Source organism: Nonomuraea sp. B10E15 (assembly GCF_039871615.1).
Lineage (GTDB): Bacteria > Actinomycetota > Actinomycetes > Streptosporangiales > Streptosporangiaceae > Nonomuraea.
In genome coordinates this window covers 58670-83235 of record NZ_JBDPMB010000020.1, presented here as the reverse complement: position 1 = coordinate 83235, position 24566 = coordinate 58670, and the positions used below count along the sequence as shown (strand labels likewise).

Below are 24566 nucleotides of genomic sequence, written 5' to 3'. Positions count from 1 at the left end.
GGCCATCCCGTCAGCTATAAATCAGCTGCCGCACACCGCCGACGAAGGGGCGCCCCATGGCCAGAGCGCGCCAGAAGAGGCGTTCCGCATCCGCCGCTCCCGCCAAGGAGGCGGGAGGGTGGACGGCCATGCGGACGTGGCTGGCGGGGATCGTCAGCGCCGTGATCGTCGCGGCGGTCGGGGTCGTGTTCTCCGCCTGGTACAACGCGAGCGGCTCCGACGCCGTCGACGGCATCAGCGGCGAGCCCCCGATCAAGGTCGGCCACGTGGCCGTCGACCACGCCGCGCAGGACACCGCCCTGCGGGAAGCGGTGACCGACCCGGCGGACCGGGCGCTCCTGCTGGGCAGCGCGTCCGGCTCGCGACGTGACGCGGTCATGGCGCGCCACGACCGGGCGCCGGTGGAGACGGCCGAGCTCACCGTCGTCCTCGTCGGCAACCGCAGCAGCCTGCGCATCGTCGACATCCGGCCGCGGGTCCTCGACCGCAAGCCCGTCTCGGACGGCGCGCTGTTCGTCCACAGCCCCGCCGGAGAGGCCGCCACCGTCGAGCTCTCCGCCGACCTCGACGAACCCGCACCCCGCTTCACCTCTCCCGAAGATCCGGACATCTCGTACTTCAGGAAGAAGCAGATCGACCTCAAACGGGACGAACGGGTCACGCTTGCCCTGACGGTCACGGGCACGGCCGCCTACTACGCCTTCGACCTGGTCATCACCGCGCTCGCGGGGGACCGGACCGAGCAGGTGACGGTGCAGGGGCCGGACAGCACCCCGTTCCGGGTGACCGGCACCTCCAGCTCCTATCGCGCCTACTACACGACCTCCCCGCTCGGCGGCTGGCAGCCGATCTCCAGGAGCGGCGCGTGCGCGATCGAACGGAAGCTCGCCGAGGCCGGGAAGTGCTGACCCCGCGCCGGTACCGGTCCGCCGCGCTCCTGCTCGTGGTCGTCCTGGCGGCGTGCCCGGCCGCGGCCGTGGACACCACGCTCGCCCGCGTACCCGTCGAATGGCGTGCGTCGTGGTCGGTGCCCGCGGACGCCGAGAACGGCGTCGAGTTCCTGGGGACCGCGGGCCACGCCGTGTCCGACCGGGCGGTCGCCGTGGCGACCCGCCAGGGCACCGTACGCGTGCACGACCCTCGCACGGGCACGCTCCAGCGCACCATCCCCGCCGACCCGGCCCGGCCCGCGCCCGTCACCGGCGTCTGGATCGCGGGCGGCACGCTCGCCGTCGCCAGAGGAGAACCGGACGGCACCCAGCAGACCCTGTACGGCCACGACCTGGGGACGGGCGCGCCGCTGTGGCGGCGCACGATCACCACCGGCCACCGTCAGCCCCGGCTCGGCGACACCGGCTTCTACCACGGCCCGCGCATCATGGCGACCGAGCGCGGCATCGTGGTGTTCGAACGGCTGGACGAACCCCTCGACATCCAGGCCCTCGACGCGCGGACCGGAACGACCACGGCCAGGGTGACCTACCCGCGAGGCTGCCGGCTGACCGGCGCCGCGACAACCCGATCGGTGCTCCTGCTCAGCTACTGCCAGGGCAACGCGCTGCGGCTGGCCTCGATGGATCCGCGTACCCTGCGGCAGGTGTGGACGCGCCTGTTGCCGTCGACGGCCTCCCCCAAGGACGGGGGCCCGCCGATCCGGCTCACGGCCAACGCCGAAGGGTACGCGCGCGCCAGGGCGGGCGAGGACGACTTCTTCTTCGGGCCCGGCGGCCGTCTGCTGTCCACCGGCTCGAAGACCGCCAAGGTCACGGATCCCGACCGCTGGAACCCGCCCCTGTACGCCGGCTCCTTCACCGTGGCGAACGACCAGGGCCGTACCCTGCAGGACTCCACGTGGCCGCTGCCCGCCTACCTGATCTCCGTGGACCCCGGCACCGGACGGCTCGCCGGGCTGCCCGTCGACCTGCCCGCTCACCTCGTCTCCCTCGCCGGGGCGAGCCAGGACCTGGCCTTCGTGCTCAGCCATGTCCCCGGGGACGAGCGGCTCACCGCGTACAGGCTGATCTATGGGACCGCCCGCCCGAAGACCGCCTGGCCGGACGCCTGCGGCCTGCTGACCGGCCGCGACCTGTCGGCCTTCGCGGACGGCTACCGCGCGGTCCCCGCAACGGACGGCGCGGCGAGATGCGACTGGATACCGCCGCGTGACGACGGCGCCGTCGTCACGCTGTCCGTGGAATGGGTGTCGTCGTCGCATGCGAGCGCGCGCAGGTTGTACACCGCCGAGACCGCCGCCATCAGAGCGACCGGCGACATCGACCCCACCACCGAGGCGCCGGGCTTCCTGTCCTTCACCGTGCACGAGACGAACGGCTCCTACGGCGCGACGATCATCAACGCGGGCCCCGTCGTCGTCCGGCTGACCTCGTCGTCGCGGCAGGCGGTGCGGCTCGTCTCGCCGCTGCTGCGCGACCGGCTGCTCGCCCGGTACGAGCCGGGTGCCCGGCCTCCCGCCGCCGTGCGCGAACGCGGGTGGAGCTTCCCGACCGACGCGGCCGTGCGTACCGCGCCGGTGGTGACCGGCGGCGTCATCTACGCCACCAGCCGCGACGGCACGGTGTCCGCGCTGGACGCCGCCACCGGCGCGGTGCGGTGGCGCTATCGGACGGGCGGTCCCGTGGTGGACGACCACGTGGTGGCGCACGGCGCCGTGTACGCGGCCGGCGGCACCGGCAGGGTGGTGGCGCTGGACACCGCCACCGGCCGCCCGAGGTGGAGCCGGAAGATCATCGTCATGGGCGACCTGGTGGTCGCGGCGGGCCGCCTCTACCTGTGGACCAGGCGCCCCGCCTGGTCCCTGAAGGCCGAACTCGTCGTGCTCGACGCCGCCTCCGGCAGGCGGCTGTGGGGCTTCGAGCCGGCGGGCGACATGCTCGCCCCCGAGCCCGTGCTGGCCGGCGACGTCGTCCTCACCGGCAGCGACCACGGCATGGTGTACGCCCTGGACCCCGCCACCGGAACCCGGCGGCGACATCACCGGCTCGGCGCGGAACACGACCGCGTCCTCCTGCTCCGGGCCGGCGCCACCGTCTACGCCACGAGTGGCGACGGCGGCGTGCACGCCCTGGACGCCGTCTCGGGCGAGGTCCGGTGGAGGACCCGGATCGACGGCGCCATCTCCTCCCGCCCCATGGCGGCCGGCCGGACCGTCTACGTGGGCGACGACGAGGGCACCACGCACGCGCTGGACGCCGCCACCGGCGCCCGCCTGTGGGACTTCCCGGCCAAGGGCGACCAGCCCCTGTTCACGTGGAGCGCCGCCGTGGCGGACGGGCTCGTGTTCACCGCCGGACCCGACCGTACGTTGTACGCGCTCGACACCGCCACGGGCGTGATGCGCTGGCGTCTCCCGCTGCCCGGTGGCCGTGACGCCGGCCCGGTGGCGGCGGCCGGATCCGTCCACGTCTCGGACCGCGAGGGGACGCTCTATGCCCTCGACCCGGCCACCGGCACGGTGCGATCGACGTTCCGGACGGGCGGCACCGCCGCGACCGTCCCTGTCGTGGCCGGCGGCTTCGTCTATGTCGGCAGCTCCAACGGGAACCTCTACGCCCGGCCCACGCCGCCCGGTGCTTCGTGAGGCCCTCGTGTGCCAAGGTGAGCGTGGACAGGCCTGTTCTGGCATGACCACGATCGCATGGTCAAGGCGTGGGAGTGACGCTTGGTCGTTTTCGCATGCACCGGATGCGGTGCCGTACTGACTGCGCGATTGTCGCGGGTCGAGCTTCCCGACCACGCCGACCAGACGTACGGTCACGACCTGCTTCCGGCGCTGCTGGAGCCCGGAACCTACGCGGTGCGCCCCGAACCCTCCGGGCCGCCGCGGCGGCCATGGGACGAGGTCGGTGCGCACGAGGCGGAGGCCCGTGGCGTCTACCTGCCGGTGTCTCGCCTGCCGTACGGACCCCGCGGAACGGTCGCGATCGCGCCCGGGGATGTCCGCGGCACCGTTCTCATCCCGGAGCGGTGTGACGGCTGCTGCTGCGGCCTGGACGAACGGAACGGCCCCAACCTGGCGTGCGAGCAGTGCGGGCTGGCCGTGGCGACCCGCGTCGACGACTGCGGGCGCTGGCAGGCGGTGTGGCTGGACCCCCGCGCCGTGCGCCCGGCCGGCGTCGAAGGCCCGGCTCGCACGCCGGCCGGCTGGGACGAACTGCGAGAGACCTGTCCCGACCCGCCGCCCGTCGAGCAGCCCGGGTGGTGGAGCCCGCGATGGGAGGCGTCGGTCGCGGTGGCGCTGGCACGCCTGCTGGCGGTCTCCGGCGGCCGGCGGATCGTCGTTCCTGACGGACCGGTCGCCGGGGCGTTTCGCAAGGCGCTCGACACGCTGCTCCCTCCGGGCCCATCGGCACGGAACCTCGTCCTGGCCGGGCCTGGGCTGTCCGTCACGACCGCGGACATCGCCCTGGTACCGCGGCATCCGCAGACCGGCCGGTCATGGCAGTGCGACGCGGGATCGGTGGTGCCGCTGGCCGCCGGCGTGTGGGTGTCCATGGCCTTCCATGACGACCGGCGTCTCGCCCCGGCGGCCGCCGGGATGCCGGACGCGGTCCGCCGCGACGATCCGCCACCGCCGCTGCCGTGCCGGCCCTTCCTGCCTGACCTGGACGTGTTTCTCCGCACGCTGGCCCGGTTGCCGGCGGCTCGAGAGCCGTGGTTGCGCGCCGTCCACGACCGTGTGAGGGATCGCCGGCACACCTTGCCGTGCTTCTGACGAGCCGGCCTGGCCGGTGCCGTCCCCTGCTGAGCAGGGGCGCAGGAGGCACCCGGGTTGTCATCGGTGGCGAGGTCACCGGGTGGCCGGGCGGCGAGGGCGAGGCCGGCGCAGCACCGTGCCCGGCCGCGCGCCGGTGGGCGAGCCGTCGGCGAGTACGGCGACGCCGGCCACCAGGACGGCGGCGAAGCCGGTGGACAGCTGCCAGGGATCCGTGTAGGTCGAACGGTCGGCGACGGTCCCGGGGTCGAAGACGGCGATGTCGGCCACCGCCCCCTCGGCGAGGCGGCCGCGGTCGGCCATTCCCAGCCGCCGGGCCGGTAGCCCGGTCATCTTGCGTACGGCCTCGGGCAGGTCGAGCACGCCGAGTTCGCGAACGTACCGTCCCAGCACCCGCGGGTAGGTGCCGAAGCTGCGCGGGTGCGGCAGCCCCGCGCCCTGCGGCCGCAGCACCCAGCCGTCGCTGGCGACCGACACCATCGGGTGGCGCAGCACCGTGACGACGTCCTCCTCGCTCATCGCGTGGTTGACGATCTTCACCGAGGCGCGGTGTGCCGCGAGGACCCGCAGCGCGGCCTCCGCCGGATCGGTGCCCTCGCGCCGCCCGATCTCGGCGATGCTGTCGCCGACGGCACCGCTGTAGGGTCCGTCCGCCAGCTCGGCGAGGATGACGCCCTCGGGGTCGACGTCGCGGCCGAAGCGGGCTCTCAGGCCCTCGGCCACCCGTTCGCGATCGGCGGGGTCGGCCAGCCTGTGCAGCAGGGCGGGAGGCCCGCCGTCCATGCTCCACAGAGGGAGCCGCGAGGTCAGGGTGGTGCTGGAGGCGGTGTACGGGTACACGTCGGCGGCGGCGTCCACGCCGCGCTCCCGCGCCCGGTCCAGTTCGGCGAGCGCGGTGACGACGGAGCCGTGGTTCTCCGGTCCCATCGCCTTGAGGTGGGAGATCTCCAGCCGGCCGCCGGCGGCCTCCGCCGCGCCCAGCGCCTCGCGTACGGCGGGCAGCAGCGCCGCCGCCTCGTTGCGCATGTGCGTCGAGTACAGCAGGCCCGCCGCCGCCGCTTCGGCCACCAGCGCGCGTACCTCCTCCTCGGTGGCGAAGGAACCCGGGGCGTAGATCAGGCCGGTGGAGAAGCCGTAGGCGCCCTGGGCCGCCGCCGCGCGGAGCAGCGCGCGCATCGCGCCGAGCTCGGCGGGCTCGGGGGGCCGTTCGGCTCCCTCCATGACGGCGACCCGCAGCGCCGCGTGCCCGACCTGCAACGCCAGGTTGACGGCGGGCCGCGCGCCGGACACCGTGGCCGCGAATCCTTCGGTGTCGGTGAAGTCCCACCCGGTCTCGGGAGCGAGGAAGTCGCTCCACTCGCGCAGCAGGCCCGCCGGATCCTGCGGGAACGGCGACCACCCGCAGTTCCCCGTCACCAGGGTCGTCACGCCCTGGTGGAGCTGGGTGGTGGCCTGGGGCCAGCCTTCGATGCTGAAGTCGGCGTGCGAGTGCAGGTCGATGAAGCCCGGCGTGACCGCCAGACCCGAGGCGTCGACGGTGGTGCGGCCCTTCGGCGGGTCGCCGCCGGCGGGGCGGGCGATCCGGGTGATCCGCCCGCCGTCGAGGCCGAGGTCCGCCCGGTAGCCGGGGGCGCCGGTGCCGTCGATCAGGGTGCCGCCACGGACTACGGTGTCGTGCTCCGTCACTGTGCTCATCCTCCAGGTGTCGCGACGTCCAGCAGGCCGTATCCCGGTCTCATGGGGACAGGAGGAGCAGGATGACCGTGTACATCAGGCAGGCCGGGACCAGCAGCAGCCACCCCGTGATCATCATGTTCGGCAGGTTCGAGGAGCGGGCCAGGCCCATCGCGCCGACCATGTTGCCGTTGGGGAAGGGGCCGTAGGTGTCGGCCTTGGAGGCGAACAGCAGCACGACCGTCCACGCGCCGACGCCGACGCCGATGTGGGCGGCCAGGTCGCCGAAGACCTTGTCGAGCAGCACCACCTGGGCCGCCGTCGCCCCCGGCACGCCGACCCAGCCGAGCAGCGCGATGAGGATCGTGAACACGAAGGGGGAACTGCCCGCCAGGCTCTCGCCGTACATGTCCAGGATCACCTTGAAGGGCGCGAGCTTGTCGATCGTGATGAACAGCCCCGCCAGCAGCCAGAAGAGCAGGAAGATGCTGATCAGCCGGGATGCGCCCCGGTAGAGATGTTCGATGATCTCCTTGGGGCCGAGGCCGCTCGCCAGGCCCGTGACGACGCCGAGCACCGGCAGGGCGAGCAGCGGGAACGCCGTCCCCGCCATGGTGACGGTCGCGTAGACGACGCTGGCGAGCAGCACGATCAGGAAGGCGGCCGTGGCCCGGCCCGTGCCCGCGGCCGGCTCGTCCGCGTCGGTCGCCGCGCCGACCTCGGCCTCGCTGTAGAAGTCGTCGGCGCGCTCGGTCCTGCGCTGCATCCACGGGACCACGATGAGCCCCATGATCAGCGAGAGCACCGCGAGCGGTGCGGCTCCGTAGCCCAGGTAACCGAGGTAGCCGATCCCGGCCGCGTCCATGATGGCCACGTTGGACCCCGCGAAAGGCGCGACGGTCAACCCGGCGCAGCCGCCGATGAACATCATCGACGCGGTCGCCGACCGGGTGAAGCCCATTCGCGCGGTGATCGGCAGCAGGATGGGAGCCGCGATGGCGAGCGCGCCTGCCAGCGTGCCGAGGCTGGCCACCAGCAGCAACGAGGCCACCATGACGCCCAGGATCACGGCGGAGCGGCTCCTCTCGCCCACGACGCGCATGACCCCGCGCACGATGGTCGCGGCCACGCCGGTGACCTTCAGGATCTCGCCTACGCCGGACCCCAGCATGATGATCAGTCCGATCATCGTCACCTGGTCGGCCAGGGAGTCTCCGAGCAGCGCGCCGACGTCGAGCGGCGGCATCTGGGCGACCAGCACCCCCGACAGCAGGGCGATGACCGTGGCGATCACGATGTCCATGCCGAGCAGGGACAGCAGTGCGTACAGCGCGATCGGCAGCAGGCCCCAGAGGGTCGGGCCGTTGGCGAGGAAACCGGCGCAGACCGAGGCGACCAGGCCGATCAGGGCGATGATGTTGGTCAGCCTGCGGCGCCCGGGGGAGGTTTCGACGGCGTAGGCGTTGGTGTCGTTCTTGGGGGAGGTGCCGGAGGAGGTGCTCATGTGCTTTCTCTCTGCGCGGGGTTCAGGCAGCTGATCCCGCCGTGGCAGGGCCCGCTGCGGGTGGGGATCCGCGACGGGCGGACGTGGCGGGGGCGGTGATCGTGGTTTCCTTCAGCCGGTTCTCGCCGATGAAGGCGGCGTCGACGGTGTGGCCCAGTCCAGGCCCGTCCGGTACCCGGACGACGCCCTGGTCGGCGACGACCTCCGGCTGGACGACGTCGCGGGCGTAGTACTTGGCCGAGGCCGACACGTCGGAGGGAAGGGTGAATCCCGGGAGGCTGGAGAGGGCCACGTTGGCGGCGCGGCCGATGCCGAATTCGTGCATGCCGCCGCACCACACGTCCACGCCGTGCTCCCGGGCGAGATCGTGGGCCGCCACGGCGGCCGTGAGCCCGCCCATCCGCGACACCTTGATGTTGAGCACCCGGCCGGCTCCCAGCGCGAGCGCCGTGCGCAGGTCGTCGATGGTGTCGACGGACTCGTCGAGGCACACCGGCGTCCGCACGCCGCGCTGCAGGGCGGCGTGGGCGACCAGGTTGCGCGGCGCGAACGGCTGCTCGATCATCAGCAGCCCGAAGTCGTCCAGACCGCGGAGCACGGCGAGTTCCTCCGCCGTCTCGCCGTAGGCGCCGTTGGCGTCGACGTGGATCGCCAGGTCCGGGAAGGCCTCGCGGACCAGCCGTACCGGCTCGGTGTCCCAGCCGGGGGCGATCTTCAGCTTGACCCTCGGGTAACCGGCGTCGACCTGGCGGCGTACCTGGTCGAGGAGTGCGTCGTAGGTGGGTTCGATGCCCAGCGACACTCCCGCCACGACCTCGCTGCGGGTCCCGCCCAGCGCCTTGGCCAGAGGGACGCCGCGGGTCTCCGACCACAGGGCCCAGCCGGCGGCGTCGACGCCCGCCATCGCGAAGCGGTTGCCGCGTACCTTGCGCCACAGCCGGGGCAACTCCGCCGGGTGCTCCCAGACGGCGTCGACGACGGAGGGCAGCAGGTAACGTTCGGCGATGTGCCAGCAGGTCTCGGTGGTCTCCGGGCAGTAGAAGGGGTCGGACGGAGAGGCGATCTCGCCCCACCCCTCGGCTCCCGACTCCTCCACCAGCCGTACCAGGATGTGATCCAGGTGGGTCTTACGATGGGAGCTGGTCTGGAACGCGTGCACCAGCGGCAGCCGCACGAGGTGCAGTGACGCTTCGACGATGCGCATGGTTCAGTCCTCCAGATAGTTGCCGAGGGCGTGGCTGAGCCGGTCGCGCTCCGCGAGCCTGCGCCGGGCGCCCTTCGAACTGGCGGTGGCCAGGGTGGTCAGCAGGTGCACGACCGCGGCGACCGCCGTGGGCGAGTCGGCGTAGGAGGCGCTGTCGGTCCGTACGACGATGGTTTCGGCCGCGATGGAGGCCAGGGGCGCCCGCGCGTCGTCGGTGATGGCCACCACCGCGCCGCCGGCCTCGGCGAAGTGCCGGGCGACGACGACCGTCTCGCGGCGGTATCGGCGCAGCGACACCGCGACCAGCACGTCGTTCTGGCTCACCTCGCTGAGCACGTCGAGGACCCGCACCACGGCGCCGTCGACGAGGGTGACGTGGGAGAGTCCGGCGGACAGGTCGGTGGCCAGCAGCGAGGCGTAGGCGAACGACTTGCCGTACCCGGTGACGAAGCGCCGCCGCGCGGCCACCACGGCGGCGGCGGCCCGGGTCGCGGATCCGTCGGCGGTGATCCGCTCCAGGGCCTCGCCGAGATTGCGGGTCTCCTGCTCGATGACCTTCTGCTGTAACGCCTCGGCCGACGAGCGGCGTTGCAACCGGGCGCCGAAGCGCTCGCCGGGGCTGCTCAGCCTCCGGTTCTCGGCATGGGCGAGTTCGAGGTCGCCTGTCGTCACAGGGCACGCTCCAAGCGGTAAAGGGCGGTCTGGGGGGTGTGCGGCACGCAGGACACGGCCGCCCACTTGTCATCCATCAGCGGTCCGAGTACGGCTGCCAGATCGGTGCGCACCCGTGCCGCGTGGAGCGGGTCTCGCTTGGCGAGGGCGGTGAAGTCGGACGGGATCGGCAACCAGATCCGGTCGCCGTCGGGGACCGGGCGGGCCCAGTCGCCCAGGTCAGCGGGGGGATCCTGGGCGGGTACGCGGGGTCCCGGAGCGATGCCGAGATCCCAGTCGACGAGGAGGCGGTCGGAGCCGTCGTCGTAGAAGCCGCCGTGGAACCAGCGTGCGACCGCGCCCAGCACATCCAGGTTGAAGTGCGCGTTACGCGCGATCAGGGGGTCGTAGGTCCAGCGCATCCGGGTGACGCCCCAGCCCAGCGCGACCTCGCGCTGGGCCGACTTGAGCGCCCGGCCCAGGCCGCAGCCCTGGTGGCTGGGGTGGACCACGGCCGCCTGGGAGTAGTGGTAGGAGCTGGTCCCGTCGGTGGCCTGGAAGCCGAAGGCGAAGGCGATGACGCGGTCGCCGTCACGCGCGCCGACGACGGAGCCGCCGTTGTCGCGCAGGGCGGTGAGCAGCCGCGGGCTGGCGCCCTGGCGCAGGTCGGTGTAGCCGAACACGTCCCGGTAGAGCGTGGTCGCCTGACCGAGCTCGTCCGGGGTGGTGAGGGTCCTGACCACGGGCGTTGTGGTTGACGTCATGAGGACGGGGTGCTCCTGCAGCGAACGAGGGTGATGTCGGGGATTCGTACCTTAAAGTCGCATCTAGAGTAGGTATCAAGATGCCGTCAATGCTGTCAATGCTGGCTGAGCTGCGAATAATCGCGAAATAGACGCTGAAGCCACGCGCCAGCCGGGCCATCGCGACGGATATACGTCACGTATCATGCTCTGCAACGCAGGGGCGGCCCGCACCGGGTCGCCTGCCCTCCAACCCCCGAGGACAGCAGATGATCAGCGTCGGATCCCCCCACGACGGTGCGGCGGGCACCCCGGTCACCGGGCTTCGTGAGGCAGCCCGGGCGCGCGCGGCGGAGATGACGGAACGGGTGCGCCGCTACGTGGAGCACGAGACCCCCACCGGCGACGCCGAGGCGCTCAACGCGCTCGCCGACCTGCTGGTGGCCCGCTACACCGAGCTCGGCGGCGTCGCCCGCCGGGTCGCCGAGCCCACCGGCGACCACGTCACGGCCGACTTCCCCGGCTCCCCCGGACGAGCGGACGAGGCTCCGCTGCTGTTCATCGGCCACCACGACACCGTGTGGCCGAAAGGCCATCTGGCAGGGCCGATGCCGTGGCAGGTGACGGAGTCGGCCGAGCACGGCACCCTCGCGCACGGGCCCGGCGTCTTCGACATGAAGAGCGGCCTGGTGGTCATGGAGACGGCCCTGGAAGTGGCCGCGCGCACCGGCGTCCGGCACCGGCCGGTACGCGTGGTCGTGGTGGCCGACGAGGAGATCGGCTCCCCCACGTCCAGCACTCTGGTCAGAGAACGCGCGGAGGGCGCGTTCGCCGCACTCGGCTTCGAGTCCCCGCACCCCGGCGGCGCGCTCAAGCGCGGGCGGCGCGGCAGTACCCGGCTGCGGCTGAGCGTGCACGGGCGCGCGGCGCACGCCGCGCTCGACCCCGAGAAGGGGATCTCGGCGATCGACGAGCTGGTCGACCAGCTCGTCAGGGTGCGCGAGGTCGTCGGCAGGCATTCCCAAGGAGTCCTGTGCAACGTCGGCGCGCTGTCGGGCGGCGGCAAGACCAACGTGGTGGCCGAACGCGCCTCGGCCGACATCGGGCTGCGCTTCGCCGACGCCGCCGTGGAAAGCGCGGTGCTCGCCGAGCTGACCGCCCTCGCGCCGGTGCGCGAGGGGGCGCGGGTCCGGGCGGAGATCCTGTCCAGCAGGCCCACCTGGACCTCCGACGGCCCCGACGACCCCTTCAGCGCCGCCGTACGCACGGCGGGGCAGCGGCTGAGCCAGGACGTCGCCGCCGAACCCGCCGCGGGGGCCGCCGACACGAACACGGCCGGCTCGCTGGGCCTGCCCACACTCGACGGATTCGGTCCCCTCGGGGCGGGCGCGCACGCGCTGCACGAGCGGATCGTGCTGTCCACCCTGCCCGAGCGCGCGGCCCTGGTCGCCGGAATCCTCGCCGAGCTCTGACCACCTCCCCGGCACGCGCGCGGCGAGCATCCACGCCGACGCACCTTCTGGATTGACGAGCCATCAAACTGCAACTAGCCTCATTACAGTTCAATCCACACGCAGCGGAGCGCGAAGGGGTGCGGATGAGTCTCAGCAGCAGGAGCGCGGTCGCGATTCACGCGCTCACGATGTTGGCGCGCTGGGAACGCTCACTGACCTCCGCGGAGATCGCGGACAGCCTGGCGAGCAATCCGGTTCTCGTGCGGCGCATCCTCGGCAGCCTGCGGAACGCTGGCTTGGTATGGTCCACCGAGGGGCGTGGCGGCGGCTGGTCCCTTGCCCGCGCCCCGCGCGAGATCACGCTCCACGACGCCTACGGCGCCGTCGAGGAGGGGCCGATCCTGTCGCGGCACGCCCATCCGGCCAGCGATGCATGCGAGGTCGGGCGCCACATGCAAAACCTGCTCGAGGTGGAGTTCCGGGACGCGGAACAGGCCATGAAGGAACGGCTCGGCCGGACGACCATCGCCCACCTGGTCGAGCAGGTGCTGGCCGCCGAGCGTGAGCACGCACCACCGAATCGCTAGCCGAGCACTGGCGGAGGCACGTCCTCCGCCCTTCTTTCTGCCCTAACTGTAACTACTTCAGTGGCAGTATTGCCGCACGGAGGACGGGTCTCATGACACCCACGTCGACCGCAACCGAACGAACCGGCTCAGGGCCAGCCCTGCTGGCAGTGCTCCTGCCGGCGATGCTCGCCACGGTCATCGCCAGCGACATGGTCAATCTCGTGCTCCCGTCGATCGGAGCGGAGTTCGGGGCTTCCGAGGCGGAGCTCGCGTGGGTCGTCACCGGGTTTCTGCTGACGTTCTCGGTCGGCATCCCCTTCTACGGCCGCATCTCCGACCGGGTGAGCCTGCGGCGTCTCTTCGCTTTCGCCCTGCTGGCATACGCCGCCGGCAGCCTGATCTGCGCGCTCGCCCCGGATCTCCTCGTGCTCGTGCTCGGGCGGATCGTGATGGGGGTAGGCGCAGCCGCGATCCCGGTGCTCTCCATCATTGCCGTCACCAGGTTGATGCCGGAGGACAAGCGGGGGATGGGGATCGGCGTCGTTTCCGCGGCCGCGGGTATCGGCACCGCCGCCGGACCGGCTGTCGGTGGCGGGATCGGCCAGTCCCTCGGCTGGCCCGCGCTGTTCTGGCTCATGCTCGCGGTCGCGTGCGTGCTGCTTCCCGTGACGCTGCGGGTGCTACCGGGCGGGGCTCCAGCCGGCGCGGAGCGGTTCGATCTTCCCGGCGGCATCCTCCTGGGCCTCGGCGCCGGCCTGATCCTTTTCGGCATCACCCAGGCACAGGTCGCCGGCCTGACCGCACCCACGTCCTGGGGCAGCCTCGTGGTGGCGATCGTGGCCATCGCGCTCTTCGGGTGGCGCACCGCCCGCAGCGCGCAGCCGTTCATCCCGCCCGCGCTGTTCACCCATCAGATCTACCGGGCCGGGGTCGTCGTCGCGTTCCTCGCCATGATCATCAACCTCGGCGGCCTGGTCTTCGTGCCGCTCCTGGTGGTTGACGTCAACGGTCTCGAACCGAGGGCCGGGGCCCTGGTCATGATCCCGGCCGGGGTGGCCGTCGCCATCGTCTCTCCGTTGATCGGCCGCCTCGCCGATCACACCGGCACCCGGCTCCTGGTGCTTACGGGCCTCGCAGCCGTCGGAGTGTTCGCGCTGTTCCTGTCGACCTTCGCGGGAGGCACGTCGGCGATCCCCGCTGGGGTCGGGATATTCGGGCTCAGCGTCGGGTTCGTCTGCGTGATGACACCGATCATCAGCGCCGTGGCAAGCGCGCTGCCGGCCGACCAGGTCGGCGCCGGCCTCGGGATCCTGCAAGGAGCCCAGTTTCTTGGCGCGGGTACCGGCCCCGCCCTGTTCGGTGTGCTGGTGACCGCAAGGCAGCAGAGCGGCAGCGGCGCTATCAACCCCCTGCACTCCGGGCACGAAGGCGCTGCCTTCTCCGACGTCTTCCTGGCCATGGCCGTGGTCGTCATCCCGGCGTTGATCACCACGTTCCGGATGCATTCCACCCCGGCGCCGGCGGGGCCACCCCGCCCCGCCGACTCATCAGCGTGCCCGCCTGGATGAACGCCTTCGCCGCCATCCATGATCCACCCCGCGTGATGGACGGCTTGACCGGCCCCTCATGGAAATGGACCGGAGAACGATCACCTGGAATCATGCCGTGGATTCAGGCTCAGGGCCGCGGCTGGGCGGGGCCTGCCGCGGCATTCGTTCGATAATTCCACCCCAGGGCTACGGCTGATTTCTGACTCCATGCCTGACTCGCGGCCGCTCACGCGAAAACAATTCAATCATGGAGACGGCCGACGAAAGAGGAGTCCATGGCGGCATGGCCGAATAGGTGGGCTACGTGTCCTTCGCTCAGGATGTATGGTCGGTTCTCGTCCAACGCAACGTCGATCATCTGGCCGCGCGTGAACTCGCCTAAGGTTCGGCCGCTCGAATGGGATCCTTTTCTGTTGATTGACCGTCACATGCCGGGTGTGCTAGAACCTTTTTCGCTAAATAACCAACCAGCCGACATTGGCGTGCGCTCTGTCCAGCCATTTTCCGTGAGGCCACGGTGCCATGGGACGGCGCGTGTACATCAATGCCCGACCCGTCGGCAGGCGACCTGCAGAGCATCACGTTTATCGGGCGATCTATCAGGAGTATTTCTGTGCGCACATGGAAGAAAGGCGCTGCGGTCGCGTTCGCGACTGTGGCGGCGTTTGCCGGAACCCTCGCCGTCGGCAGTCCGGCGATGGCGGCCTCGTCACCGATCGCGGCCTGCGGCGGCGGTTCCTATCACGTGATCGACAAGCATGACCTGGGCCGCGCCACCGTCTACCTGATGTACAACGGTTCCACTAACTGCGTGGTCACCTGGAAGGACAGCCCCAATAACACCTACGTCGACGCCGTCATCAGGGTGGGAGATGTGTGGCGCAACGACCCGGGCCACTACTCGACTTACGCCGGCCCCGTGAAAATGTCTGCGGCCGGCAAATGCATCAGGTGGGGCGGCGATTACGGTAGCACGCAGTACACCTCGCCATGGGAGCACTGCGGCTGACGCCGATCCGGGCTGCGGCCGGCCGCGGAGGGCGAGATCTCTCCCGGCCCCAACGCACCTGAGAGGGCCGGCCTCCCGAGGGAAACCGGCACTCTCAGATCACCCGGCGACAAGGAGTCTGCTGCGCCCGAACAACTATCCTGAAGTACGTCGAAAAGCCGACGTACTTCACCATGCACTTTATGTCAGCTCAGCTTCTCGCGCGGACCGCGACTTCCCTTCACGGCTGGGCGGGCAACACGATCGTCGGCGTGCTCGTCCGCGGCCAGATGCGGGGACCCGGCTGCTCGATCCGTGCGCAAGACGCTCGCGGGGGCCCCACGTACGAACGGTCCGGACCGGAACTGCTGAGCCCGTCGCGGTGGCCGTGGATCTTCGGCAGTGCCCAGCGGCATTCGTCTCAGTGGCGGTCCACGCGGAAACCCCTCTCCAGGGCTGTCAGGGTCTTGTCCAGCAAGTCGCCCAGCGGCTCCGCGTAGTTCGTGGTGTGCCAGTGCCGGAGCGTCCCGATTATCCCGCCGTACAGTGCCCCGCACATGATCTGAACCTCGAGATCATGTACGGGACGGCCCATCTGCCTGGCGAGATAATCCGCAACCGCCGAGGTGTCGCTGAAGAACCGATGAGCCACCGCCGCCTGGACGGACGGCACCTCCATCAGGTAACGCACCCTCCGCCGGTCGACCGTGTCACCGGCCGAGGTGGCGACGAACAACGCGACCGTACGGCGTAGCGCCTCGATCATCGGGCGGCCCTCGGCTGACAGCTCTCGCAGTTCGCTGACCAGACCCTCGTCGGGACCGGACAGGATGATCCCTTCCTTGGTGCCGAAGTAGCGGTAGACCGAGCTTGGTGAAACGTCGGCCGCCGCCGCGACCTGCTCGATCGTGACGGCGGCGAAGCCATGCTCGTCGAACAGGTCCAGCGCCACCGCCTGGACATGGCGCATCGCTGCTCGACGCTTCCGCTCTCGCAGCCGGGACTCCTCAGACATGGCACCAGCCTAGCCGAAATTTGGGAGTGACTTTCAGATGACAGTGACATGCACTACAGTAAAAGTGAGAGTCACTGTCACGAGCAGGAGGCGCCATGAAGGATCTAGCACGCCGAACCGTGTTCATCACCGGAGGCGCCCAAGGCATCGGGCTCGGCATGGCCCGCGCGTTCGCCAGGGCAGGCGCCCGTCTCGCGCTGGCCGACCTCGATGAGGAGCGACTGCAGTCAGCGAAGCGGGAACTGCTGGCGCTCGCGGGCGACGGTTCGGCCGTGGCGGTCTTCCCGCTCGACGTCCGCGATCGGGACGCGTTCACCCGCGTCGTCGACGCCGCGGAGAACCGGCTCGGCCCGATCGCCGTGCTCTGCAACAACGCCGGGCTCGGCTTCCTCACACCGATCAGGGCTCTGCGCTACGAGCAGTGGGACCACGTGCTTGACGTCAACCTCGGCGGCGTGATCAACGGCGTGCAGACCGTGCTGCCACGCATGCTGGACCGAGGCGGGCCGGGGCACATCGTCAACACCGCCTCCGGGGCAGGGCTGATCGCCACCACCAACGTCACGTACGTGACGTCGAAATTCGCCGTGGTCGGCATGTCGGAGTCGCTGCGAATCCAGCCAGAGCTCATAGCGAACGGCATCGGGGTGACGGTCGTGTGCCCAGGACTCGTGCGAACGAACGTCACCCTCAACAGCGCTCGAGCCGAGGAGCGGCAGGACCCGTCCGCCGAGGAGGGGCACGCCCTTCTCCAACGCTACGGGCTCGACCCGGACGTGGTCGGGGACCAGGTGCTGGAGGCGATTCTGGCGGACAAGCTGTACGTGCACACCGACCGCTACGTGGCACCGCTGATCGAGGAGCGCATGCGGTCACTCATGGAGGCGCTGCCGGCCGAAACCGAGCGAGACCGGGAACTGGCACCGCTGCTGCGGGCCCGGCTGGCCGCCCAGAGCGAGCGGGTCCAGGTACACGACGGCTGATCAGACATGTTGTGAAGTGCGGGGGTGGGTGATGCGCGATGTCATCGACGTGCCCGGTGGCGGGTATCGGGTGTGGCTGGCCTCGGCCGGTGGGCGGGATGTGCGGACCTCGTGCGGGATGCGCATGGGGGTGGATGTGGATGTGGCGGATGTCGCGGGTCCGTTGGACACGCTCATGGTGGCCGGAGGGCTGAGTCGCCGGCGGGCGATGCTGGAGCGTGAGCTGGTCGAGCATGTCCGGCGTCTGTCGCATCAGGCCAGGCGGGTGGGGGCGATGTGCACGGGCGCGTTCGTGCTGGCCGAGGGCGGCCTGCTGGACGGGCGTCACGTCACCACGCACTGGCGTTTTCGCGAGGAGCTGGCCGCCGCCTATCCCGCCGTCACGGTCGAGGCTGATGCGATCTTCGTCGAGGACCCGCCGATCGTGACCGCGGCGGGCGTGAGCGCCGGGGTGGATCTGGCCTTGTCCCTCATCGAGCAGGACCACGGGGCGGAGCTCGCGCCCGCCCGACTGTCCACCAGCACCCGCACCTTCACCCGGATCTTCAGCCGCGAAGTCGGGCTCAGCCCCGGCAAGTACGTCGAACGCGCCCGCGTCGAAGCCGCCCGCCTGCTGCTGGAAACCACAACCGAGGGCCTGGAAGTCGTGGCCCGCCACAGCGGGTTCGGCACCGCCGAAACCATGCGCCGCGCCTTCATGCGGCAGACCGGCGTCCCACCCGGCGCCCACCGTCGGCGCTCCCGCCCGATCCCGGCATGAGGTGCGTGTTCGCTGTGGATCCGGAGCCGGTCGGTGTATCCGCGTCGAAGGGGCGCCGCAGCGGCACATGCCGGCCATGCCCACGAGTCCAGACGGAGGAGCACCATGACCGACCAGGTTTCCATGTCCCTGCAGCAGGAGATCGCCCGAGATCTCCAGGTGAGCGCGTCCTTTGATGTAGGGCAGGAGATCGAGCGCCGTGTGGCTTTCCTCACCGACCAGTTGATCTCCACGAGACGGAGCTCGTTGGTCCTGAGCATCAGCGGCGGTCTGGACTCCATGACCGCAGGCCGACTGTGTCAGCTCGCGGTCGAGCGGGTCCGGTACGCCGGGCGCGACTCGACCTTTCTGGCGATGCGGCTGCCGTACGGAGTCCAGGCTGATGAGCAGGATGCACAGCTCGCGCTCGAGTTCATCCAGCCCGACCGGGTGCTGACCGTCGATGTGCAGCCCGCCAGTGACGCAGCGCTGGAGGCGGTGCTGGCCGGCGGCATGGTGTTCCGGGACGCGCACCACCAGGACTTCCTGCACGGCAACATCAAGGCCCGGCAGCGCATGATTGCTCAATACGCGGTGGCGGGAGCACACGAAGGCTTGGTGGTGGGCACCGATCACGCTGCCGAGGCGGTCTCTGGCTTCTTCACCAAGTTCGGCGATGGCGCGGCCGATGTAGTCCCGCTCACCGGCCTCACCAAGCGCCGCGTACGGGCCATGTCACAGGCACTCGGTGCGCCGCCCACGCTGATCGACAAGACCCCGACCGCAGACCTGGAGACGCTGAACCCGGGCAGGCCCGATGAGGAGGTGCTCGGCGTCACCTACGACGACATCGACGATTTTCTGGAAGGCAAGCCGGTCGATGAGGCCACTTTCGAGGTCATCGTCCGCCGCTACGAGCTCACCGAGCACAAGAGACAGTTGCCAACCGCCCTCTGATCTCTCGCCGCCGTGGGCTCCTCCCCCGTCAACGCAGGGATCCGGTACGGACGGCGTTCAACTCGATCCCGTGCCACCACTTGGTCGTTGATCAATAACGTCGCCTCGCGCGAGTTCGCCGCCGCGACGCTGACGAAATCTGCACCGACTGGCTGGAGGGCAGATTGTACATCTCGGTGTTGTTCATCGAGCTCGACGATGCGCCCTGGAGGACGTACGAGTTCAGCACCAGCTGAATCGGCCACTTCGAGGAGTCGTTGAGCATGAAGAAGTTCCGCATCACCACCACGTTGAAGGCGGACGCCAGCACGGGGATGATCAGCGACCAGTAGGAGTCGAGCAGTCCGAACGCCTTCACCACCAGGTAGTTCGGAATGATGTCGGCCCTGAAGATCATTGTGAGCAGGACCCAGATAGAGGGCCGGCCGGACCCCCAGGACCTGCCGGGTCCTGGTGAGCGCGTAGGCGAGGGTTGCGGTGACGGCCAATGACAGCGCGGTACCGACCAGCGCGATCAGAATCGAGACGATCAACGTCTCGGGGTTCGCCATCACGTTGACGCTGCCGAACCCCAACTGCTGGAACAGGTCGGCCAAGGCTCCGTACACATCGAAGCGCCAACCGCGCCCAGGACCACGCGGCACAACTGGAACTGCTCAATGCAGCCGACTGTCGTCGGTGGCCATCGGGGGGGTTCCACCGGGTTCGGAAACAGCGCGGTTGGCCGGCGATCACAACCACCTCGACCAAGCGCGGCCGGCGGACCATGCTTTTCGGCTCGACGCGGACGCACGACGACCGCTGGATCACACTCCGCCTGAATCGTGCGCTCCATCCACGACCGCCTGCGCAGAACCATCCACCGACGTCCGTTATGGTCGCCCGCCGACCTTACCTGTGTAATATTCAATAGAGGAGACGTAAAATCAATAGGAGGTGGCGATGGCCATCACTACCTTGGCGGCCACGAGCGGTGTCGGGTTCGTTCTGATGCTGATCGTCCTCAACTTCGCCTACATCCGTGTCGGTCTCCCGGCGCCGGCAGCGGGTCAGTCAATGGAGGTGATCACCGACTCCCTCGCCACGATCGGCGGCCGCCTCAAGAGGCTCTCCGTGGTCGTGCCCGTCGCCTGGGCGTTCACCACGACCTTCGCCGCCGGGCTGCTGTCGACGTTGTGGCGCGGCGACATGGAGACAGATGCATGGGCCCTGGTCGGCTTCGCGGGCGTCCTGATGCAGAACGTCGTCTTCACCACGGCGGAGGCCCTCAGGTTCGGGATGACCTCGGCCGCCGTCCATGACCGCGGCTCGGTAATGGGCCTGTGGAGGCTGACCGATGCGCTGATCTGCTTCAACCAGATCTTCCTGGCCACTGCGATACTGGGCTTCACCGTCGCCGGAACGAGCCTCGGGATCATCCCCGCCTGGCACACCTGGCTGGGATATCTGACCGCCGGACTGATGATCGTCTTCTCCTCGCTGACTCCGTACACCATCGGCGGCGCCAGCCGCTTCGCGCTGGCCGGCTTGATCGCCGCGTTCGGGTGGGGGGCCTGGATCCTCTCCTACAGCATCGCCCTGCTGAGCATCTGATCTCATGGGGTGCCGGTCGGACGGCTCAGCAGTTCGCGGGCCAGCGCCTCACCCCACCAGCACTCGATCCGGTCGGGCGACCAGGAGCGTTCGACGCGGAGGGTGGTGTAGACGTCGATGTTGCACAGGGCGGCGTAGATGTCGATGGCGGTGGGGACGTCCAGGCCGCGGCGGAGCGTGCCGTCCGGCCAGGAGGAGAACACCTGAGTGCGGTGCTCGCCGACCTGCCTCCGGCTCCGCAGATAGAAGTCCGCGAAATCGGGCTCGGTACGGCCCGCGTCACGTATCAGAACGATGAGATCGCCCGCGCGCTCGAAAAGACGCCGGTCGTAGCCGGCCATCGCGGCCAGATGCCGCCGGGGGTCAGAGGTGGCCTCCAGTTCGTCGATCATCTGGGGCACGCCCGCGGCCAGGTCCGCGGCGTCGGCCAGCGCCCAGACCAGCCCCGCCTTGTTCTGGTACGCCGCGTACACGGTCGGAACGGCGACCCCCGCCTCCCGGGCGACGTCGCGCACGGTGGTCGCCGCCCATCCCTGGGACAGGAACAGCCGGCGCGCGGCGTCGGCGATCTCCGCTCGCGTCTGCTTCGCCTGCGCCACGCGGCGCAGTGAGTTGTAGCGGCGCCGCCCTGTCTCGTTCTCCATGATTGCACCCCGTCTTTCCGTGACTTATATTCAATATATGCTTCGTCAACTCAACTGGTGGTCACCGTGACCACCACCAGTCTGGCGGGTGTCGCAGGCATCGGATTCGTCCTGCTCGCGATCATCATCAACGTCATCTACGTCCGCGCCGGACTCCCGCAGCCCACCTCCGGCCAATCCCTGGACGCGGTCACCGACGCGCTGGCCGGCGTCGGCAAGCGGATCAACGCGCCCTCGGTCTTCGTCCCGGCCTCCTGGCTGTTCACCACCGTGTTCGCCGCCGGGCTGCTCGCGGCGCTCTGGCGAGGCGATCAGACCGGCGGCAACGCCTGGGCCCTGGTCGGCTTCGCGGGCGTCCTCATGCAGAACGCCACCTTCATGGTGGTCGAATCGCTGCGGTTCGGGGCGGCCGCGGCCGCCCGGCATCACCGCGGCTCGGTGGCCGGACTGTGGGCGTTCGGCAACGTCCTGTTCGGGTTCAACCAGGTCTTCCTGGCCATCGCGGTGCTCGGCTTCACCGCCGCCGGAGCGAGCCTCGCGTTCATCCCCTCCTGGCACGCGTGGCTGGGCTGGATCAGCGCGGCCCTGCTGTTCATCTCCTCCACGGCCGCCCCGTACAACGCCGACGGCACCAACCGCATCGCGGTGACCGGCCTGCTCGGCTGGCTCGGCTGGGCCGCCTGGATCGTCGCCTACAGCATCGCCCTGCTGAACATCTGAGGAAGGAACAGGAACGTGATACTTGTAACCGGGGCCACCGGCCGGATAGGCGGCCGGGTCGTTCACGAACTGACCGCGGCAGGCGCCACCGTGCGGGCGCTCACCAGACGTCCCGACGAGGTTCAGCTGCCCGGCGGTGCCGTGGCCATGCTCGGCGATCTCCGGGTGGCGGCGTCCGTCGAGCCGGCGTTCGAGGGTGTGGATGTGGCCTACCTGCTCCCCGTGCCCGGGTGGCCCGTCGCCGACCTGCTGGCGCTCGCGCGCGAGGCCGGCGTACGCCGGATCGTCCTGCTGTCCTCTGCGACGCTCCCCGGCGGGCCCAGCCTGATCGAGCGGCAGCATCGAGCCAATGAGGACGCCGTACGCGCCTCCGGCATGCTCTGCACGTTCGTCCGGCCGACCGCGTTCATGGCCAACGACCTGTCATGGGCGCCCTCGATCCGTGCCGGGGACACGGTGTACAACGCCTTCCCTGACGCCTCGCTGGCACCGGTCGACGAACACGACATCGCCGCGGTTGTCGCCGCCGCGTTGCTGGACGACGACCGCGCGGGCCACACGTACGAACTGTCCGGGCCGGAACCCCTGACCACCGTCGAACGGGTTGAGATCCTCGGCGAGGTTCTCGGGCGGCCCCTCCGCTTCGCCGAGCTGTCTCCGGAGGAACTCCGTACAGCCCTCGTCGCCCACCATCCACCCGCGGTCGCGGATGCCATGATCGGCGTTCTGGCCGCCGCCTCCGGCACGACCGCCCCGATCCTCCCGGGGGTACACCAGGCCACCGGCGGCCCGCCGAACACGTATGCCGAGTGGGCCGGCAGACACGCTGATCGCTTCCGGTGAAGCCGAAGCGAGCAGACGACGATGCCGATGGCCGCTCTGTAAGCCGCCCCCATGACACGACCGATGAAAGGTGCATGACATGGCCGCCAGCCACTCCGGCAGGGCCGCCGGGCCGACAAAACCGTACCCTGCGGGCCGGATCGTCCGGGCGGGCAACACGATCGTCGGTGTGCTCATCCGCGCGGGCCTGATCCCCCGTGGCTATCTCCTGACCACCCGGGGCCGCAAGAGCGGCCGCCTGCGCACCCAGCCGGTGGCACTCGTCGAACACGAGGGCAGGCGCTGGTTGGTCGCCCCCTATGGGGCGGTTTCCTGGGTGCTCAACGCTCGCGCCGCCGGAAAGGTGATCTTGCGCCGCCGGTTCACCACACGCGCCTACACCATCCGGGAACTCGCGCCCATGGAGGCCGGACCCGTCCTGAAGCGCTATGTGGGCTTCTCGGCCCCCGCCCGACCGTATTTCCAGGCCACCAGGGACTCTCCGGTGGAGGACTTCATCGCCGAGGCCGGCCGCCACCCGGTGTTCGAGCTCACCCCGCTCGACGGCGACCCCTGGTCGGCCATGTGACGTCTGGGGCCTGTCCGGCTCGGGCAGGCGTCGCAGGCACGTGCCCGGCGGCGGTGCGTGCCGAACAGGGTCCGGCACCAGGTCCCTCTTCTCATATGGGGAGCTGAGATCTGGCCCTGGTCGGTGCGGGAGACCGAAGACGAGATACACGACGATGGACGGTCCTGCCAGGCTCGCCGCCGTCGTGTGACATCACCGTTGCGGCTCGCGCCTGAAGGTGACGTTCGCGCTGTAGCTGAACCCACCACCTCGGACCGTGTTCGCGTAGACCGCGACGTCGCTGACCGGCAGCTGGGCGTTGGTGGCGTTCACGCCGACCGCGGGACGGGTCGACCCGTCGACCAGCGTGATGTCGTTGCCCATGATGTCGACCGTTTCGTTCGGATTCGGGCTGATCGACTTCACATAGACGCCGCCCCAGCTCGACCTGATCGTGTTCTCTCGGATGACGACCCGGGAGGTGTTCATCGGTCCGATCGCGTCCCACTTCGCGTTCTCGATCAGGTTGCGTTCGATCCATATGTCGCTGTGCACCGCGTCGGGGGCGCCGGTGTGCGAGCCGATGATCTTGCCCCAGCCCGGATAGTCCTGCGATGCACCGCAGTAGTTGTCGGTGATCCGGATGTCGGTGGTCGGAGTGTTGTCGGCGACTCCGCCCCAGGTGGTGCCGGCGGTCGCCACGTCGAGTTGGACCGCCTCACCGTGCCACAGCCCGGCCGTCGGCGCCTCGACCCAGCCTTCGAGCCGGCATTCGCTGACGGTCGCGGTACGGACGGCGTTCAACTCGATCCCGTGCCACCACTTGACGTTGCGTACGGTGACCCCGGACAGCTCGACGTGGTGCGTGTGTTCGAAGGTGATCGCGTTCATCGGCGGCGCGGCCGTCGCCCGAGCGCGATCATCACCGGCCGCGTTCCGAACGAAGTGCGCCGTCGGGTCCCAAATGCCGCCCTCCACCCGGATGTTGCCGGGCGCCTGGTAGCCGGTGCAGTCGTCGCGAACGTCGTTGATCAATAACGTCGCCTCACGCGAGTTCACCGCCGCGACACTGACGAACGAATCGGGGTAGGTCGGCTCCGGCGAGTGCTGGTTCGTGTCCTTGTAGTACGTCTGTGGCTTGACCGCCATGTCGGAGGTGAAGGTCGCACCGTGCGCCCGCAGCGTGGTGTTCCCGCCGATCACCAGGGGCCGCTTCAGCACGTGGACGCCCGTCGGGGCGACCACGACGCAACGCCCACCGGCGTCACGTTGCAGGCTCCGGTCGCCGCGGGCGGCAAGGTCGAGCAGTCGGCGCAGCTTGCGGACGCTGTCCGACTCACCCGCGACCGACGGATTCTGGCCGCGCCCGCTCGATGCGGCCTGCGCCGCCGAGGCGCCGCCGGCCGTCAACACCGCGGCGCCGCTCAGCACACCGGCTGTAAGCGCGGCCCGTCGA

General features: G+C 70.1%; 23 protein-coding genes. 14 read left to right on the top strand and 9 right to left on the bottom strand.

The window, feature by feature from the left end; all coding sequences use genetic code 11:
- The first annotated feature begins 56 nt into the window (after positions 1-56).
- From ABGB14_RS38225 to ABGB14_RS38215, 3 genes are all read left to right on the top strand, one after another.
- A complete protein-coding gene (locus ABGB14_RS38225) occupies positions 57-908 on the top strand; it encodes a hypothetical protein (RefSeq protein ID WP_347648736.1) in 852 nt (283 codons plus the stop codon).
- Positions 866-3598 (top strand): PQQ-binding-like beta-propeller repeat protein, encoded by a 2733-nt coding sequence (locus ABGB14_RS38220; protein WP_347648735.1) that lies wholly within the window; start codon positions 866-868, stop codon positions 3596-3598. The genes ABGB14_RS38225 and ABGB14_RS38220 overlap by 43 nt, the downstream gene beginning before the upstream one ends.
- Positions 3599-3727: 129 nt before the next feature.
- The gene (locus tag ABGB14_RS38215) at positions 3728-4732 is read left to right on the top strand and encodes a hypothetical protein (protein ID WP_347648734.1); all 1005 of its coding nucleotides are present in this window, start codon (positions 3728-3730) and stop codon (positions 4730-4732) included.
- 75 nt (positions 4733-4807) lie between these two features.
- Here the strand turns inward: ABGB14_RS38215 and ABGB14_RS38210 are convergent, their stop codons facing one another.
- Genes ABGB14_RS38210 through ABGB14_RS38190 form a run of 5 tightly spaced genes read right to left on the bottom strand, consistent with a single transcriptional unit; the run spans position 4808 to position 10529 of the window.
- Complete coding sequence (locus tag ABGB14_RS38210) at positions 4808-6427, bottom strand: amidohydrolase family protein (protein WP_347648733.1); 1620 nt, start codon at positions 6425-6427, stop codon at positions 4808-4810.
- A gap of 40 nt (positions 6428-6467) precedes the next feature.
- Positions 6468-7910 (bottom strand): Na+/H+ antiporter NhaC family protein, encoded by a 1443-nt coding sequence (locus tag ABGB14_RS38205; RefSeq protein WP_347648732.1) that lies wholly within the window; start codon positions 7908-7910, stop codon positions 6468-6470.
- A 22-nt stretch (positions 7911-7932) separates the two neighbouring features.
- Positions 7933-9114, bottom strand: a complete 1182-nt coding sequence (gene menC / locus ABGB14_RS38200; RefSeq protein WP_347648731.1) for an o-succinylbenzoate synthase — start codon at positions 9112-9114, stop codon at positions 7933-7935.
- Positions 9115-9117: 3 nt separating this feature from the next.
- Complete coding sequence (locus ABGB14_RS38195) at positions 9118-9786, bottom strand: SIS domain-containing protein (RefSeq protein ID WP_132332880.1); 669 nt, start codon at positions 9784-9786, stop codon at positions 9118-9120.
- The gene (locus ABGB14_RS38190) at positions 9783-10529 is read right to left on the bottom strand and encodes a GNAT family N-acetyltransferase (RefSeq protein WP_347648730.1); all 747 of its coding nucleotides are present in this window, start codon (positions 10527-10529) and stop codon (positions 9783-9785) included. The genes ABGB14_RS38195 and ABGB14_RS38190 overlap by 4 nt, the downstream gene beginning before the upstream one ends.
- 248 nt (positions 10530-10777) lie before the next feature.
- Between ABGB14_RS38190 and ABGB14_RS38185 the strand changes: the two genes are divergently transcribed.
- The 4 genes from ABGB14_RS38185 to ABGB14_RS38170 all read left to right on the top strand — a co-directional run bounded on the left by ABGB14_RS38185 (position 10778) and on the right by ABGB14_RS38170 (position 15090).
- Positions 10778-11980 carry a M20/M25/M40 family metallo-hydrolase gene (locus ABGB14_RS38185; RefSeq protein WP_347648729.1) on the top strand — a complete coding sequence of 401 codons (1203 nt, stop codon included), beginning with the start codon at positions 10778-10780 and terminating at the stop codon, positions 11978-11980.
- A 125-nt stretch (positions 11981-12105) separates the two neighbouring features.
- A complete protein-coding gene (locus ABGB14_RS38180; RefSeq protein ID WP_347648728.1) occupies positions 12106-12549 on the top strand; it encodes an Rrf2 family transcriptional regulator in 444 nt (147 codons plus the stop codon).
- Positions 12550-12641: 92 nt separating this feature from the next.
- Positions 12642-14099 (top strand): MFS transporter, encoded by a 1458-nt coding sequence (locus ABGB14_RS38175; protein WP_347648727.1) that lies wholly within the window; start codon positions 12642-12644, stop codon positions 14097-14099.
- 595 nt (positions 14100-14694) lie between these two features.
- Positions 14695-15090 carry a spore-associated protein A gene (locus ABGB14_RS38170; RefSeq protein ID WP_347648726.1) on the top strand — a complete coding sequence of 132 codons (396 nt, stop codon included), beginning with the start codon at positions 14695-14697 and terminating at the stop codon, positions 15088-15090.
- 400 nt (positions 15091-15490) lie between these two features.
- Here ABGB14_RS38170 and ABGB14_RS38165 read toward each other — a convergent pair whose 3' ends face one another.
- Positions 15491-16084 (bottom strand): TetR family transcriptional regulator, encoded by a 594-nt coding sequence (locus tag ABGB14_RS38165; protein WP_347648725.1) that lies wholly within the window; start codon positions 16082-16084, stop codon positions 15491-15493.
- Between the two features lie 95 nt (positions 16085-16179).
- Here ABGB14_RS38165 and ABGB14_RS38160 point away from each other — a divergent pair, with 95 nt between their 5' ends.
- The 3 genes from ABGB14_RS38160 (at position 16180) to nadE (ending at position 18763) form a co-directional block, all read left to right on the top strand.
- Complete coding sequence (locus ABGB14_RS38160; protein WP_347648724.1) at positions 16180-17067, top strand: SDR family NAD(P)-dependent oxidoreductase; 888 nt, start codon at positions 16180-16182, stop codon at positions 17065-17067.
- Positions 17068-17098: 31 nt separating this feature from the next.
- Positions 17099-17827, top strand: a complete 729-nt coding sequence (locus tag ABGB14_RS38155) for a DJ-1/PfpI family protein (RefSeq protein ID WP_347648723.1) — start codon at positions 17099-17101, stop codon at positions 17825-17827.
- A 105-nt stretch (positions 17828-17932) separates the two neighbouring features.
- Positions 17933-18763 carry an ammonia-dependent NAD(+) synthetase gene (gene nadE, locus ABGB14_RS38150; protein WP_347648722.1) on the top strand — a complete coding sequence of 277 codons (831 nt, stop codon included), beginning with the start codon at positions 17933-17935 and terminating at the stop codon, positions 18761-18763.
- Positions 18764-18854: 91 nt separating this feature from the next.
- On the opposite strand, the gene ABGB14_RS38145 is transcribed toward nadE, so the two are convergent.
- Positions 18855-19160, bottom strand: a complete 306-nt coding sequence (locus tag ABGB14_RS38145; RefSeq protein WP_347648721.1) for a hypothetical protein — start codon at positions 19158-19160, stop codon at positions 18855-18857.
- A 545-nt stretch (positions 19161-19705) separates the two neighbouring features.
- Between ABGB14_RS38145 and ABGB14_RS38140 the strand changes: the two genes are divergently transcribed.
- Positions 19706-20356, top strand: coding sequence for a hypothetical protein (locus ABGB14_RS38140; protein ID WP_347648720.1), 651 nt, complete (start codon positions 19706-19708; stop codon positions 20354-20356).
- Positions 20357-20358: 2 nt separating this feature from the next.
- On the opposite strand, the gene ABGB14_RS38135 is transcribed toward ABGB14_RS38140, so the two are convergent.
- Entirely contained in the window at positions 20359-21000 is a 642-nt protein-coding gene (locus ABGB14_RS38135) for a helix-turn-helix domain-containing protein (RefSeq protein ID WP_347648719.1), read from the bottom strand.
- 66 nt (positions 21001-21066) lie between these two features.
- Between ABGB14_RS38135 and ABGB14_RS38130 the strand changes: the two genes are divergently transcribed.
- The 3 genes from ABGB14_RS38130 to ABGB14_RS38120 all read left to right on the top strand — a co-directional run bounded on the left by ABGB14_RS38130 (position 21067) and on the right by ABGB14_RS38120 (position 23131).
- Positions 21067-21720, top strand: a complete 654-nt coding sequence (locus ABGB14_RS38130) for a hypothetical protein (RefSeq protein ID WP_347648718.1) — start codon at positions 21067-21069, stop codon at positions 21718-21720.
- Between the two features lie 15 nt (positions 21721-21735).
- Positions 21736-22563, top strand: a complete 828-nt coding sequence (locus ABGB14_RS38125) for an NmrA family NAD(P)-binding protein (RefSeq protein ID WP_347648717.1) — start codon at positions 21736-21738, stop codon at positions 22561-22563.
- A 79-nt stretch (positions 22564-22642) separates the two neighbouring features.
- Positions 22643-23131, top strand: a complete 489-nt coding sequence (locus tag ABGB14_RS38120; protein WP_347648716.1) for a nitroreductase family deazaflavin-dependent oxidoreductase — start codon at positions 22643-22645, stop codon at positions 23129-23131.
- Between the two features lie 192 nt (positions 23132-23323).
- Here ABGB14_RS38120 and ABGB14_RS38115 read toward each other — a convergent pair whose 3' ends face one another.
- Positions 23324-24541 (bottom strand): hypothetical protein, encoded by a 1218-nt coding sequence (locus ABGB14_RS38115; protein WP_347648715.1) that lies wholly within the window; start codon positions 24539-24541, stop codon positions 23324-23326.
- Between the last annotated feature and the right edge of the window lie 25 nt (positions 24542-24566).